This is a genomic window from Mycobacterium sp. Aquia_216 (genome assembly GCF_026723865.1).
Taxonomy (GTDB): Bacteria; Actinomycetota; Actinomycetes; order Mycobacteriales; family Mycobacteriaceae; genus Mycobacterium.
In genome coordinates this window covers 3,773,384-3,787,789 of the sequence record NZ_CP113529.1, presented here as the reverse complement: position 1 = coordinate 3,787,789, position 14,406 = coordinate 3,773,384, and the positions used below count along the sequence as shown (strand labels likewise).

Sequence of the window (14,406 nt, the reverse complement as noted above, 5' to 3'; positions counted from 1 at the left end):
ATTGTCGGGAAGCAACGGAGATAGAATCGCGGTCGAACCAGTGGTACGGGTCAGATTGACCTCGTATCATTTGACTTAGTTGCCTTTACAATGGGCATCCGCGTGCTATCGGTAGCTACGTGTCAGACTGTCGGCAAGGAGGGACGCATGCCACTCTCCGATCATGAGCAGCGGATGCTCGATCAGATCGAGAGCGCGCTCTACGCCGAGGATCCCAAGTTCGCTTCGAGCGTACGTGGTGGAGGGTTCCGCGCGCCGACCGCGCGGCGCCGTCTGCAGGGTGCGGCTCTCTTCGTTATCGGTCTGGCGATGCTGGTTTCCGGCGTGGCGTTCAAGGCCACGATGATTGGCAGCTTCCCGATTCTCAGCGTCGTTGGCTTCGTTGTGATGTTCGGTGGAGTGGTGTTTGCCATCACCGGTCCGCGATTGTCCGGCCGGGTGGACCATTCCGGGCCGGCGCAGGGGACGCGCCCACGTCGCAACAAGGGTGGCGGGGGTTCGTTCACGAGCCGCATGGAAGACCGCTTTCGTCGCCGCTTCGACGAATAGCAGAACTACCAAGCACGCAGACGATAAGGGGTAGCCGGAACGGCTGCCCCTTGTTTTTTGTGCTGGAGCCCGATTCGAGTCGCAATCGAGGCCAAGCTGAGCCCCACCGCGCCCCACCCGGGCGCCCCACTTCCCCCCACCGGCCGTCTTTGGGGTTCTGAAATGCGGTTTCCCCACGCCGCATCCGGGGCTCGAGATGGCGGTTTGCGGCGCCAGCGCGGCGCGCGGTGGCAAACGATCCGCGAAACACCCCGATGACACCGCACATATGGGGCAAAGTGGGGGACTGTGGGGTATGGTGGCTGAAGTGTTTGGGCGCGGCGAAAGCCGGTCTCCGCAGGAGGTGAGCAGGTGTTTCTCGGCACCTACACGCCCAAGCTCGACGACAAAGGGCGACTGACGTTGCCCGCCAAGTTCCGCGACGCGCTGGCAGGGGGGTTGATGGTCACCAAGAGCCAAGATCACAGCCTCGCGGTCTACCCGCGCGTGGAATTCGAGCAGCTGGCCCGCCGGGCGAGCAAGACGTCTCGAAGCAACCCGGAAGCCAGAGCGTTCCTGCGTAACCTGGCCGCCGGCACCGATGAGCAGCATCCTGATGCCCAGGGCCGCATCACCTTGTCGGCCGATCACCGCCGCTACGCGAACCTATCCAAGGACTGTGTAGTGATCGGAGCGGTCGACTACCTCGAGATCTGGGATGCCCAGGCCTGGCAGGACTACCAGCAAACGCATGAAGAGAACTTCTCCGCGGCCAGCGATGAAGCACTCGGCGACATCATCTGAGGCGCATGCCCGTGCATCGTGGCCTCTGCCCGAACCGACCCTGGCGTACTTCCCCAACGCCAGGTTCGTAACTTCGGACAGGGACCCCGGTGCAGGGGCGGCCGTCCTCAGCGCCGTCCCTCGCTCTGACGTGTTCTTCTGGACCCGGGGAGGTGTTGCGGTGGTCGACCGGCCAAATGATCTCGGGCCGAAAGACTTCGGGCATGTGCCCGTCCTGCTGGAGCGCTGCGTCGAACTGCTCACCCCGGCGCTGACCCGTAGCCACGCCGACGGATCCGGCGCCGTGCTGGTCGATGCCACCCTCGGCGCCGGCGGGCACGCGGAACGATTCCTGACCGAACTGCCGGGCCTGCGGCTGATCGGGCTCGACCGCGATCCCAGCGCCCTGGATATCGCCCGCACCCGGCTGGCGCCCTTCGCCGACCGAATCACCCTGGTGCACACGCGGTATGACGGCATCGACGAAGCCCTGGTCGAATCCGGTTATGCCACAAATGAATCGATCGACGGGGTGTTGTTCGATCTGGGCGTCTCGTCCATGCAGCTCGACCGCGCCGAGCGGGGCTTTGCCTACGCGCAGGACGCGCCACTGGACATGCGGATGGATCCGTCGTCGCCGCTGACCGCCGCCGACATCGTCAACACCTACGACGAGGCCGCCCTGGCGGACATCCTGCACCGCTACGGCGAGGAGCGGTTCGCGCGCCGTATCGCCACCCACATCGTCCGCCAGCGCGCCCGCGCCCCCTTCACCTCGACGGCCGAGTTGGTGGCCCTGCTGTACCAGGCCATTCCGGCTCCGGCCCGGCGCACCGGCGGGCATCCGGCCAAGCGAACCTTTCAGGCGTTGCGGATCGCGGTCAACGACGAGCTGGACACGCTGCGCCGCGCCGTTCCGGCCGCCTTGGACGCACTGACCGTCGCCGGGCGCATCGTGGTGATGGCCTACCAGTCGCTGGAAGACCGGATCGTCAAACGTGTGTTCGCCGATGCGGTTGCCTCCCGCACGCCGGTGGATCTCCCGTTCGAGCTGCCCGGCCGCGGCCCGTTATTCCGGTCGCTGACTCGTGGTGCCGAGCGCGCCGATGCCGACGAAATCGAACGCAACCCTCGCAGCACCGCCGTGCGACTACGGGCCTTGCAACGGCTGGAACACGATTCACGACCACAGCAGCCGGCCACGACGAAGGGCGACTCATGAAAGCGAAGGCCAAGCGCGAGACGCCGAAAGGCCGGGGCGGCAGCGACCGTCGCGGCGGGCGTGACGTTGCTGCCCGCAAGACCAGGCGCAACGCGGCGGACTCGACGGCGCGTCGCACCCGGCCGGCGCCGGGTACGACGACCGGGCGCGAGGCACGGGCGTCCAAATCCGGGCCCCAGACCAGCCCCAGTGCCAGGCCGGTCGAACGGCCGGCTCGCCCTAAAAACAGCCGGCAGGCCAGGGCGCGAGCCAAGGCTCGGAAGGCTAAGGCGCCCAGAGTTATTCGGCCCCGCCTCACAGAGCGGCTGGCCATCCGGCTGGCCTCGATCGACCTGCGGCCGCAGACGCTGCTGGCCAAAGTTCCGTTCGTCGTGCTGATCATCGGTGCGCTCGGTCTGGGACTGGCGCTCACGCTGTGGTTGTCCACCGACTCCGCCGAACGCTCCTACCAGTTGAGCCACGCGCGCGAAAAAACTCGGATGTTGCAGCAGCAGAAGGAAGCGCTGGAACGCGATGTGCGCGAGGCGGAGGCCGCGCCCGCACTGGCCGAGGCGGCCCGCAAGCAGGGCATGATCCCGACGCGGGACACCGCCCACCTGGTTCAGGACCCGTCCGGAAGCTGGGTGGTGGTCGGTACGCCCAAGCCGGCCGACGGCGTTCCGCCGCCGCCGCTGAACACCAAGCTGGCCGACGAAGGCGCTCCCGTGCCCCCGAAACCGGCGGTGGTGCCGCCGGAGGTCCCGGTTCGCGTGCAACCGGATCCCGGTGCTGTTCTGGTGCCGGGCAGGCCTGGTGGGCCCGAAGCGCTGCTGCGCGCGCCGGATGGCTCGACGACGGTGGGTGGCCAGCACTTACCCCCGGCCGTGCCCCTGGTCCCCGGCGCGCCGGTAGTGCCCGGTGGGCCGGTCGGCGGGCAGTTCCCAGGTATGCTGCCGACGCCGGGATTGCCGGCGCAAGGACTGCCGACACAAGGACTTCCCACGCAAGGACTTCCCACGCAAGGACTTCCGGCACAGGGGCTGCCTACGCCGGGGCTGCCGGCGCCAGCGGGCCCGGCGACCGCGCCGGTGCCGGCCGAAGTGCCGATCCCGGTTGGGGGACTGCCGCTTTCGGTGCCGGCGCCCGCGCCGTTGCCCGCGGAAGTGCCGGTACCCGTGCAACCGGGCGGGGCGCCGCAGGGCGGTGTCCCGGTCTTGCCCGGACTGCCGCTGCCGCAGGGGGCGCCGGCGCTCGCACCGACTAACGGAGCTCAATTCGCGCCGCCCGGTGCGGTGCCACCAGGGCCTGTCCGGTGAGCCGCGGCGAGGATGGCCGGACACGTCGGCCACGGCCGACGCGGGGTCCGCGTAAACCGCAGGACGCCAGGGATGTTCGGCAACCGAGCCGCACCCGGAAGTCGGATAAGCCGCAGAAAGACCGAGACGCGCAGGAACCCAAGGGATTCCGTAAGGCGAAGAAATCGCCCACGCGGCCCGAGGGGGCGCTGGGCCATTCGGCAAACGAGCGGCGCACCCGGCAGGTGGTCGAAGCGGGCCCGCGCGGGGCGTCGTTCGTTTTCCGGCATCGAGCCGGCAACGCGGTCATCCTGGCGCTGATGCTGGTGGCGGCGGCGCAGTTGTTCGTCCTGCAGGTGACCAACGCCCCGAAGCTGCGGGCCCAGGCCGCCGGCCAGCTCAAGGTCACCGACGTCTCAAAAGCCGTCCGCGGCAGCATCGTTGACCGCAACAACCAACAGCTGGCGTTCACCATCGAGTCGCGCGCCCTGACGTTTCAGCCGAAGAAGGTCCGTCAGCAATTGGAAGATGCCAAGAAGAAGAACCCGGCCGCTCCCGATCCGCAGGCCCGGCTGCGGGACATCGCGAAAGAAGTTTCGGCTCGGCTGAACAACAAGCCGGACTACGCGACCGTGCTGAAGAAGCTGCAAACAGACGACAACTTCGCTTATTTGGCGCGGGCCGTCGACCCTGCCGTCGCCAGCGCGATCTCGGACAAGTACCCGGAGGTCGGCTCGGAGCGACAGGATCTGCGCCAATATCCGGGCGGATCGCTGGCGGCCAACATCGTCGGCGGTATCGACTGGGACGGCCACGGTTTGCTCGGACTCGAGGACAGTCTCGACTCGGTACTGTCGGGAACCGACGGTTCGCTCACCTATGACCGCGGCTCCGACGGTGTGGTCATTCCCGGCAGTTACCGCAACCGGCACAAGGCGGTCAATGGTTCGACGGTGCAGCTGACCATCGACGACGACATCCAGTTCTACGTGCAGCAGCAGGTCCAGCAGGCCAAGAATCTGTCCGGGGCGCACAATGTTTCGGCCGTCGTGCTGGATGCCAAGACCGGCGAAGTGCTGGCCATGGCCAACGACAACACGTTCGACCCGTCCCAGGACATCGGCAGGCAAGGCGACCGGCAACTGGGCAATCTGTCGGTGTCCTCACCGTTCGAGCCCGGCTCGGTGAACAAGATCGTGACCGCGTCCTCGGTCATCGAATACGGATTGTCGAACCCCGACGAGGTGCTCCAGGTCCCGGGCTCCATCAACATGGGCGGTGTCAACATCCATGACGCCTGGGACCACGGCGTGATGCCCTACACCACCACCGGCGTGTTCGGGAAGTCGTCCAACGTCGGAACGCTGATGCTGGCCCAACGCGTTGGCCCAGAACGCTTTTACGACATGGTCCGTAAGTTCGGGCTGGGGCAGCGCACCAACGTCGGGCTGCCCGGTGAGAGTGCCGGTCTGGTGCCGCCCATCGATCAATGGTCGGGCAGCACATTCTCCAACTTGCCTATCGGTCAAGGTCTTTCGATGACCCTGCTGCAAATGACGGACATGTACCAGACGATCGCGAATGACGGGGTGCGGATACCACCGCGAATCATCAAGGCCACCGTCGCCTCGGACGGCACCCGGACCGAAGAAGCACGCCCGGAGGGTGTTCGGGTGGTTTCATCGCAGACCGCGCAGACCGTGCGGCAAATGCTGCGCGCTGTCGTGCAACACGATCCGATGGGCTACCAGCAGGGCACCGGTTCCGCGGCCGCGGTGCCCGGCTACCAGATGGCCGGCAAGACCGGTACCGCTCAGCAGATCAACCCGGACTGCGGCTGCTACTTCGACAACGTCTACTGGATCACCTTCGCCGGAATGGCCACCGTCGACAATCCGCGCTACGTGATCGGAATCATGATGGACAATCCGGAGCGCAACGCGGACGGGACGCCCGGCCACTCCGCGGCCCCGCTGTTCCACAACATCGCTGGCTGGCTGATGCAGCGTGAGAACGTCCCGCTGTCACCCGACCCGGGGCCGCCGCTGCTCCTTCAGGCGACCTGAGCGGATCCAAAATTCGTGCGGACGGCACGGATTCGCGGGCGTGCTAGCGTCGGACTCGATAGCGTCTAGGGTTCCGGCGTGCGAACGTGACTGGTCCGAGCGACGCCACCGCAGCTCTGGGTGGGGTGCGGTCATCTGAACGGACAAAAGCCTGGAGGATCTCCGGCGGCGCGCCGCGCGTCGTCGAGAAGGTCCGCGCATGTTCGCTCTTGTTGTCCTGTTTCTCGTCGCGTTGGCCGCCGGGGCGCTCGGCGGCCTGGTCGGCACCGGCTCGTCGCTGGTGCTGCTGCCGATCCTGGTGACGATGTACGGGCCGCGAATTGCCGTGCCCATCATGGGGATTGCGGCGGTGATGGCCAACGTCGGCCGCGTGGCGGCCTGGTGGCGACGGATTTGTTGGCGGCCGGTGCTCGCCTACGCCCTGCCGGGCACGCCCGCGGCGGTGCTCGGCGCGCACACATTGCTGACCATCTCGCAGACCTTGGTCGACGGCACGCTCGGTGTGTTTTTCCTCACTATGGTGCCGGTGCGCCGCATCGTGGCGGCCCGGCAGTGGCGGGTGCGACTGTGGCAGCTGGCAATCGCGGGTGCCGTCGTGGGCTTCCTCACCGGCCTGATTCTGTCGACCGGGCCGCTCAGCGTTCCAATGTTCACCGGATACGGCCTCAGCGGCGGAGCCTTCCTCGGCTCCGAAGCAGCCAGCTCGCTGGTGCTCTACTCGGGCAAGCTGGCGACCTTCGGTCAGTTCGGCGCCCTGAGCGGCACTGTCCTGGTCCGCGGGCTCGCGATCGGAGCGGCCCTGATGATCGGCCCCTTCCTCGCGCGCGGCCTCGTGCGCCGTGTCCGCCCGCATACCTATGCGCTGTTGATCGACATTGTGCTGTTGACCGCCGCCGGGGGCATGTTCGTCGCGATGGGCTCGCGATAACTCCGCTGCCGAGTGTGCGGTAAGGCCGAAACCGCCGCACACTCAACGCCCTGAGCGCACACCCGTCGGACGAGTCACTGGATCAGTCTGCGGCCGCCGGGCTGAAGCCGCGGTTGCGCGCATCGATCTGTTCCTGGGTGGCCGGGACCAGGCGGTCACCGCCGGGTGCCGCGGTTGCCTGGCAGCGGGCGACGTGGGGCCGCTGGTCGCGCTCGTATTGTGCGAATGCCGCGGTGATGTCGCCGGGGTGGTCGCGGAGGGCTTGGGCGAGAAACCACGCGCCGGTCAAGGCCAGGGCGGTGCCGCGGCCGGAAAGTGGGGAGGCGCAGTGCGCGGCGTCGCCGACCAGGACGATGCGGCCGCGGTCCCAGCTGGGCATGTGAATCTGGCTGACCGAGTCAAAGTAGAGCTCCGGGTCTTGTACCGCGGCGTCGAGAAGTTCGGGGATTCGCCACTCGTGGTGGCCGGCGAAGGCGTCAGTGAGGATGCGCTTCTGCGCGGCGAGGTCGTGGTAGTCATAGTCGATCCAGGACGACCGAAACAAGAAGACCGCCAACGCTTTATCGTCATAGGCGGCGATGCCGGCCAGGTGACCGGGGAAGTTGTACATCGGGTTGATACGCCCGGATGGAACGTAATCGGGCAGGTTGGCCAGTGCGGTGTAGAAGCCGAGGTGGGCAAGAAACTGTTGCTCGGGCCCGAAGGTGAGCCGCCGGACGGCCGAATGCATCCCGTCGGCTCCCACGAGCAGGTCATAGCGATCGGCCGCGCCGGACGCGAAGCGGACGTCGACGCCGCGATCATCGTCGTCGACTGCTGCGATGGACTCGCCGAACCGCAGCTCGACCGACGGCCCGAGGTGGTTGTGCAGGATGGTGGTGAGGTCTTCGCGGGGTATCTCGATGTCGTCGGGGGAGTCGCCGAAGTCTTCGGGCAGTTCGGCGACCACGGCGCCGTGTTCGTCGATGAACTGCACGCGTTCGCTCATGTCGATGCGGTGGTCGCGGATCTCGCCCAGCACACCCATCTTGTCGGCCACGGCGATCGAGTCACCGCGAATGTCGATGGGAGATCCGTTGACCCGCAGATGGTCGGCGCGTTCGACGATGGTCACGTCGTGGCCGTCCGCACCGAGGTCGATCCCCACGCTGAGGCCCGCGACACCGCCGCCGGAGACGAGAATGCGCATCGGACTAGCTCCTTCCAACTTTAAGATACGATTTGTATCCTCGAAGCTAAGCCTTAGTGTTAGGAAACGCAATGTCTCTTAACCGGAGTGTCGCGCCGCAGCGCCGGCGGGGGCGCGCATTGGAAGAGGCGCTGCTGGCCGCCGCGTGGCAGGAGCTGACCGAACGCGGCTACGACGACTTCACCATCGACGCCGCGGCCGCGCGGGCTGGCACCAGCCGTGCGGTGCTCTATCGCCGTTGGTCCAGCAAGCAGGAGCTGGTGCTGGCCACATTGGCCTACGCGGCGGGCAAGGATGTGGTGGTCGCCCCCGACACGGGCAGCCTGCGTGGCGATGTCATCGGCCTGCTGCAGCAGGCCAATAAGGTCAGGATCGGGTTGGCCGCACAGGTATTCATCCAGCTCGGCAGCCTCTACCGGGAAACCGGCACCAGCCTGGCCGACCTCAGCACTTACGTCCGGGGCGGCCGCGACACCGCCATGGAGCAGGCGATCCAGCGCGCCGTCGATCGCGGCGAGATCCAGCGCGGACGCGTCACCGAGCGCATCGGACGCCTACCCGCCGACCTGTGGCGTCACGAAATCCTGACGACGCTGCGGCCGCTGCCCGACGAGGCCATCGAGGAGATCGTCGACACCATCTTTCTGCCCCTGCTGGGCGTGCAAGCGCCCAAATCGCAGCTGTGACGCAACGCTTCTGTGCAGCGCGGGAGGCCCGCACCGGCGGGCACGTCTAGGTAGGGTGTCATGGCTGATCATGAGGATCATGCGGCGTCCCAGGGAGGTGTGAGCGGAGTGCAGGCGTCCACTGAGCTGCGGCCCAGCCGGGTCGCGGGCGTGGGATTGTCTGCCCTGGCGGCTCAGGTGGGCGCGGTCCTGGCTGACGGCAGCGCCATCCCGGATGTGGCGATCACCGGTGTGACGCTGCGCGCCCAGGACGTGTTGCCCGGCGATCTGTTCGCCGCGCTGGCTGGCTCGGCCACCCACGGCGCCCGCTATGCCGGCGACGCGGTAGGGCGCGGCGCCGCCGCGGTGCTCACCGATGCCGCCGGGGCCGCCGAGATGGGTGCCCTCGCCGACGCCGTGCCGACGGTGCTGCATCCCGCGCCGCGCAGCGTGCTCGGCGGGCTGGCCGCCACGGTCTACGGCAACCCATCCGATCGGGTGACGGTCGTCGGAATCACCGGCACATCCGGAAAAACCACCACCACCTATCTCGTCGAGTCGGGCCTGCGCGCCGGCGGCCACACCGCCGGGCTGATCGGCACCATCGGCATCCGCATCGACGGCGCCGACATCCCCAGCGCCCTGACCACCCCGGAGGCGCCCGCGCTGCAAGCGATGCTGGCCGCGATGGCCGAGCGCGGGGTGGACACCGTCGTCATGGAGGTCTCCAGTCACGCGCTGACGTTGGGCCGGGTCGACGGAACCCGTTTCGCGGTAGGCGGTTTCACCAACTTGTCCCGCGACCACCTCGACTTTCACCCCACCATGGCCGACTATTTCGAAGCCAAGGCGGTGCTGTTCGATCCGAACTCGCCGTTACGGGCCCGCCTGGCCGTGGTGTGCGTCGACGACGACGCCGGGCGCGCCATGGCCGCGCGCGCCGCCAAGGCAATCACGGTCAGCGCCGAGGGCCACTGCGCCGACTGGCGCGCACAGGACGTGGTGCGCGTGGGTGCCGGGGGACAGGAGTTCACCGCCATCGGGCCCGACGGGGTCGCGCACCGGGTCGGTATCCGGCTGCCGGGCAACTATAACGTCGCGAATTGCCTTGTGGCACTGGCGATTCTCGATGCGGTCGGGGTCTCCCCGGAGCAGGCGGCGGACGGGCTGCTGGGTATCCGCGTTCCCGGGCGCCTGGAAGAAATCGACCGCGGCCAGGATTTCCTCGCCCTCGTGGACTACGCCCACAAACCGGGTGCCCTGCGCGCGGTGTTGACCACGCTGCTGCAACCGGGTCGACGGCTGGCGGTGGTGTTCGGCGCCGGCGGCGATCGCGACCCGGGCAAGCGGGGGCCGATGGGCGGCGTCGCCGCCGAGCTGGCCGACTTGGTCGTCGTCGCCGACGACAACCCGCGCAGCGAGGATCCCGCGGCGATCCGCCGGGAGATCCTGGGCGGCGCCGCCCAAGGCAAGGCGCAGGTGGTCGAGATCGGCGACCGGCGCGAGGCGATCAGGCATGCGGTCGGCTGGGCTGGCCCCGGCGACGTGGTGCTGATCGCCGGCAAAGGCCACGAAACCGGCCAGCGTGCCGGCGGCGTGGTGCGTCCGTTCGACGACCGAGTGGAGCTGGCCGCCGCCCTGGATGACCTCAAGGCACAACGATGATCGACCTGACCGTCGCGCAGATCGCCGAAATCGTCGGCGGCACCCTGGCCGACATCTCGCCGCAGGACGCCGCGGAACTCCGCGTTACCGGGACCGTCGAATTCGACTCGCGCGCCGTCGGCCCCGGCGGGCTTTTTCTGGCACTGCCCGGCGCGCGCTCGGACGGCCACGACCACGCGGCCTCGGCGGTGGCGGCCGGCGCGGTGGCGGTGCTGGCCGCGCGGCCGGTCGGCGTTCCGGCTGTCGTCGTTACCCCCGAAGGAGCCTCCGGATCGCGCGCCGGCGTCCTCGAGCACGACCCCGACGGCTCGGGTGCCGCGGTGCTGGGCGCGCTGGCCAAGCTGGCCGCCGCGGTGGCCGCCGAACTGGTGGCCGGCGGCCTGATCATCGTCGGGATCACCGGCTCGTCGGGAAAGACGTCGACCAAGGACCTGGTGGCCGCGGTGCTCGCGCCGCTGGGTGAGGTGGTGGCACCGCCGGGATCGTTCAACAACGAGCTGGGCCATCCCTGGACGGTGCTGCGCGCGACGCGGCGCACCGACTACCTGGTTTTGGAGCTGTCGGCACGCCATCCCGGCAATATCGCGGCGCTGGCGCAGATCGCCCCGCCCGCGATCGGCGTGGTACTCAACGTGGGCACCGCGCACCTCGGCGAGTTCGGCTCGCGTGAGGCTATCGCGCGGACTAAATCCGAACTACCGCAAGCTATTCCATCGTCTGGGGTGGTCGTCCTCAACGTCGACGACCCGTCGGTGGCGGCGATGGCGCATGTCACCTCGGGCTGGGTGGTTCGGGTCAGCCGGTCCAGCCAGACCGATTGGGGACCCAGCGACGTCTGGGCCGAAGGCGTGTCGTTGGACGAATTGGCCAGGCCGCGCTTTACCCTGCACGCGATGGACGCGCGAGGCGCTCTTGAAGCCGAGGTGCACCTCGGCGTGTACGGCGAACACCAGGTCACCAATGCGCTGTGTGCCGGTGCGGTCGCCCTGCAGTGCGGCGCCAGCATCGAGCAGGTCGCCGCGTCGCTGGCCGCGGCCGGCCCGGTGTCGCGGCACCGCATGCAGGTGACCAACCGGGCCGACGGCGTGACCGTCATCGACGACGCCTACAACGCCAACCCCGACTCGATGCGAGCGGGACTGCAGGCGCTGGCGCAGATCGCCCGCGGCCGCGGTGACGACGCGGGCGAAAAGCGCAGGAGCTGGGCGGTGCTGGGCGAGATGGCCGAGCTGGGCGAGGACGCGATAACCGAGCACGATGGCATCGGCCGGCTGGTGGTGCGCTTAGATGTGTCTCGACTTGTTGTCGTGGGAACGGGGAGGTCGGTAACCGCCATGCACCACGCTGCGGTCATGGAGGGCGCATGGGGCGCTTCCGGCGACAGAGGGGCCGTGCACGTGGCCGACGGCGACGCCGCCCTGGAGTTTTTGCGGGCCGAGCTGCAACCCGGCGACGTGGTCCTGGTGAAGGCGTCGAACGCCGCCGGGCTCGGCGCCCTGGCTGAGGCGCTGGTCGCGGAGGGCTCGGCAGGCACCGGCGGCGGGGCTCGCGCGTGAGGCAGATCCTGGTCGCCGTCGCGATCGCCCTGACCGTGTCGATCCTGCTGACCCCGGCGCTGATCCGGCTGTTCACCAAGCAGGGATTCGGCCACCAGATCCGTGAAGACGGGCCCCCGAGCCACCACACCAAACGTGGCACCCCGTCGATGGGTGGCGTGGCGATCGTGGCGGGCATCTGGGCCGGTTACCTGGGCACCCACCTCGCCGGGTTGGCGTTCGACGGCGAGGGGGTGTCCGCGTCGGGCCTGCTGGTGCTGGGCCTGGCCACCATCCTGGGCGGCGTCGGATTCCTCGACGACCTGATCAAAATCCGCCGCTCGCGCAACCTGGGGTTGAACAAGACGGCCAAGACGGTCGGCCAGATCGCCGCCGCGGTGCTGTTCGGTGTGCTGGTCCTGCAGTTCCACAACGCCAACGGATTGACACCGGCCAGCGCGGATCTGTCCTACGTACGCGAAATCGCCACCGTCACACTGGCTCCCGGACTTTTCGTGTTGTTCTGCGTGGTCGTCGTCAGCGCCTGGTCCAACGCGGTCAACTTCACCGACGGCCTCGACGGGCTGGCCGCCGGCTGCATGGCGATGGTCACCGGCGCCTACGTGCTGATCACCTTCTGGCAGTACCGCAACGCCTGCGCCACGGCGCCGGGCCTGGGCTGCTACAACGTGCGCGACCCGCTGGACCTGGCTCTCGTCGCCGCCGCGACCGCGGGCGCGTGCATCGGCTTTCTGTGGTGGAACGCCGCGCCGGCCAAGATCTTCATGGGCGACACCGGCTCGTTGGCGCTGGGCGGCATCATCGCGGGGTTGTCCGTCGCCAGCCGAACCGAGCTGCTCGCGGTGGTGCTGGGCGCGCTGTTCGTCGCCGAAGTCGTCTCGGTGGTGCTGCAGATCCTGACCTTCCGGACCACCGGACGCCGGGTGTTCCGGATGGCGCCTTTCCACCATCATTTCGAGTTGAGCGGCTGGGCCGAAACGACCGTGATCATCCGCTTCTGGCTGCTCACCGCGATCGCCTGCGGCCTGGGCGTGGCCCTGTTCTACGGTGAGTGGCTCGCCACGGTCGGCGCGTGACATGCCCGGGCTCGAACCCTTGGCGGCGGGTGCGCCCGTCCTGATCGCCGGTGCCCGGGTGACCGGCCGGGCGATTCTGGGTGCGCTGACCCGGTTCGGCGCCGCGGCCACGCTGTGCGACGACGACCCGGCCATGCTGCGCCCGTACGCCGACAGCGGTGTCCCGACCGTCGATCCGGCGGCGGCGGTGCAGCAGATCGCGGGGTATGAGCTGGTGGTCACCAGTCCCGGATTCCAGCCGTCGGCGCCGGTGCTGGCGGCCGCGGCGGCGGCGGGCGTGCCGATCTGGGGTGACGTGGAATTGGCCTGGCGGCTGGACGCCGAGGGCTGTTACGGGCCGCCGCGCCGCTGGTTGGTCGTGACCGGCACCAACGGGAAGACCACGACGACGTCGATGCTGCATGCCATGTTGATCGCGGGGGGTCGGCGCAGCCTGCTGTGCGGCAACATCGGTGACCCCGTGCTCGACGTCCTGGACCAGCCGGCCGACCTGCTGGCCGTCGAATTGTCGAGTTTCCAGCTGTTCTGGGCACCGTCGCTGCGACCCGAGGCGGGCGTGGTGCTCAACATCGCCGAGGACCACCTCGACTGGCATGCGTCGATGGCGGAGTACACCGCGGCGAAGGCCCGCGTGCTCAACGGCCGGGTGGCGGTGGTCGGCCTGGACGACGGCCGGGCGGCCGCTTTGCTGAGCACGGCGGCGGCGCCGGTGCGGGCGGGTTTCCGGCTTGGCGAGCCGGCCGCGGGGGAGCTCGGCGTGCGGGACGGTCAGCTGGTCGACCGCGCGTTTGCCGACGACCTGGCCCTGCTACCGGCCGCGTCCATCCCGGTGCCGGGCCCGGTCGGCGTGCTCGACACCCTGGCCGCGGCGGCGCTGGCCCGCAGCGTCGACGTGCCCGCCGGCGCGATCGCCGACGCCGTCTCGACGTTTCGGCTGGGCCGGCATCGCTGCGAAGTCGTCGCGGTGGCCGACGGGATCCGGTACGTCGACGACTCGAAGGCCACCAACCCCCATGCCGCCGAGGCGTCGGTGCTGGCCTACCCGCGGGTGGTGTGGGTAGCCGGGGGTTTGCTCAAGGGCGCCTCGCTGGACGCCGAGGTCGCCAGAATAGCGTCTCGGCTGGTCGGCGCGGTGCTCATCGGCCGGGACCGCCAAGAGGTTGCCGAGGCGTTATCGCGACACGCGCCCGATGTCCCCGTCGTCCAGGTTGTGACAGGCGAGGATGCTGGTATGCATGCGACTGCTGATACTGATGTGACAAAAGTTGACAATGTGGGGGATAGTCTCGGCGTTCGCGTGATGACCGCAGCCGTGGCCGCGGCTCGTGATTTGGCAAAGCCGGGCGATACGGTGCTGCTGGCGCCGGCCGGCGCGTCGTTTGACCAGTTCAGCGGCTACGCCGAGCGTGGGGACGCATTCGCGGCCGCCGTGCGCGCGGCGCTGCGGTAGGCGG

General features: G+C 68.7%; 12 protein-coding genes. 11 read left to right on the top strand and 1 reads right to left on the bottom strand.

Translation table 11 applies throughout. The features are described from left to right. Positions 1-147 precede the first annotated feature (147 nt). The 6 genes from OK015_RS17685 to OK015_RS17660 all read left to right on the top strand — a co-directional run bounded on the left by OK015_RS17685 (position 148) and on the right by OK015_RS17660 (position 6,801). Complete coding sequence (locus OK015_RS17685; protein ID WP_268124941.1) at positions 148-549, top strand: DUF3040 domain-containing protein; 402 nt, start codon at positions 148-150, stop codon at positions 547-549. A 351-nt stretch (positions 550-900) separates the two neighbouring features. Further along, positions 901-1,332 carry a division/cell wall cluster transcriptional repressor MraZ gene (gene mraZ / locus OK015_RS17680; protein ID WP_268124939.1) on the top strand — a complete coding sequence of 144 codons (432 nt, stop codon included), beginning with the start codon at positions 901-903 and terminating at the stop codon, positions 1,330-1,332. Beyond that, positions 1,307-2,533, top strand: coding sequence for a 16S rRNA (cytosine(1402)-N(4))-methyltransferase RsmH (gene rsmH / locus OK015_RS17675; RefSeq protein ID WP_268132847.1), 1,227 nt, complete (start codon positions 1,307-1,309; stop codon positions 2,531-2,533). Before mraZ ends, rsmH begins: the two co-directional genes overlap by 26 nt. Further along, entirely contained in the window at positions 2,530-3,828 is a 1,299-nt protein-coding gene (locus OK015_RS17670; protein WP_268124937.1) for a hypothetical protein, read from the top strand. Before rsmH ends, OK015_RS17670 begins: the two co-directional genes overlap by 4 nt. Further along, on the top strand, positions 3,825-5,873 hold the full coding sequence (locus OK015_RS17665; RefSeq protein WP_268124935.1) for a peptidoglycan D,D-transpeptidase FtsI family protein: 2,049 nt from the start codon (positions 3,825-3,827) through the stop codon (positions 5,871-5,873). The genes OK015_RS17670 and OK015_RS17665 overlap by 4 nt, the downstream gene beginning before the upstream one ends. 199 nt (positions 5,874-6,072) lie before the next feature. Then, the gene (locus OK015_RS17660) at positions 6,073-6,801 is read left to right on the top strand and encodes a sulfite exporter TauE/SafE family protein (protein WP_268124933.1); all 729 of its coding nucleotides are present in this window, start codon (positions 6,073-6,075) and stop codon (positions 6,799-6,801) included. Between the two features lie 82 nt (positions 6,802-6,883). Here the strand turns inward: OK015_RS17660 and OK015_RS17655 are convergent, their stop codons facing one another. Further along, positions 6,884-7,990 carry an FAD-dependent monooxygenase gene (locus OK015_RS17655; protein ID WP_268124931.1) on the bottom strand — a complete coding sequence of 369 codons (1,107 nt, stop codon included), beginning with the start codon at positions 7,988-7,990 and terminating at the stop codon, positions 6,884-6,886. Positions 7,991-8,061: 71 nt separating this feature from the next. Between OK015_RS17655 and OK015_RS17650 the strand changes: the two genes are divergently transcribed. The 5 genes from OK015_RS17650 to murD are packed head-to-tail and all read left to right on the top strand — an operon-like array spanning position 8,062 to position 14,402. Further along, a complete protein-coding gene (locus OK015_RS17650; RefSeq protein WP_268124929.1) occupies positions 8,062-8,676 on the top strand; it encodes a TetR/AcrR family transcriptional regulator in 615 nt (204 codons plus the stop codon). 60 nt (positions 8,677-8,736) lie between these two features. After that, positions 8,737-10,320 (top strand): UDP-N-acetylmuramoyl-L-alanyl-D-glutamate--2,6-diaminopimelate ligase, encoded by a 1,584-nt coding sequence (locus OK015_RS17645; RefSeq protein WP_268124927.1) that lies wholly within the window; start codon positions 8,737-8,739, stop codon positions 10,318-10,320. Then, positions 10,317-11,876 (top strand): UDP-N-acetylmuramoyl-tripeptide--D-alanyl-D-alanine ligase, encoded by a 1,560-nt coding sequence (locus OK015_RS17640; RefSeq protein WP_268124925.1) that lies wholly within the window; start codon positions 10,317-10,319, stop codon positions 11,874-11,876. Before OK015_RS17645 ends, OK015_RS17640 begins: the two co-directional genes overlap by 4 nt. Further along, complete coding sequence (gene mraY, locus OK015_RS17635) at positions 11,873-12,952, top strand: phospho-N-acetylmuramoyl-pentapeptide-transferase (RefSeq protein WP_268124924.1); 1,080 nt, start codon at positions 11,873-11,875, stop codon at positions 12,950-12,952. The genes OK015_RS17640 and mraY overlap by 4 nt, the downstream gene beginning before the upstream one ends. A 1-nt stretch (position 12,953) precedes the next feature. After that, a complete protein-coding gene (murD, locus tag OK015_RS17630) occupies positions 12,954-14,402 on the top strand; it encodes a UDP-N-acetylmuramoyl-L-alanine--D-glutamate ligase (RefSeq protein WP_268124923.1) in 1,449 nt (482 codons plus the stop codon). Positions 14,403-14,406: the final 4 nt, after the last annotated feature.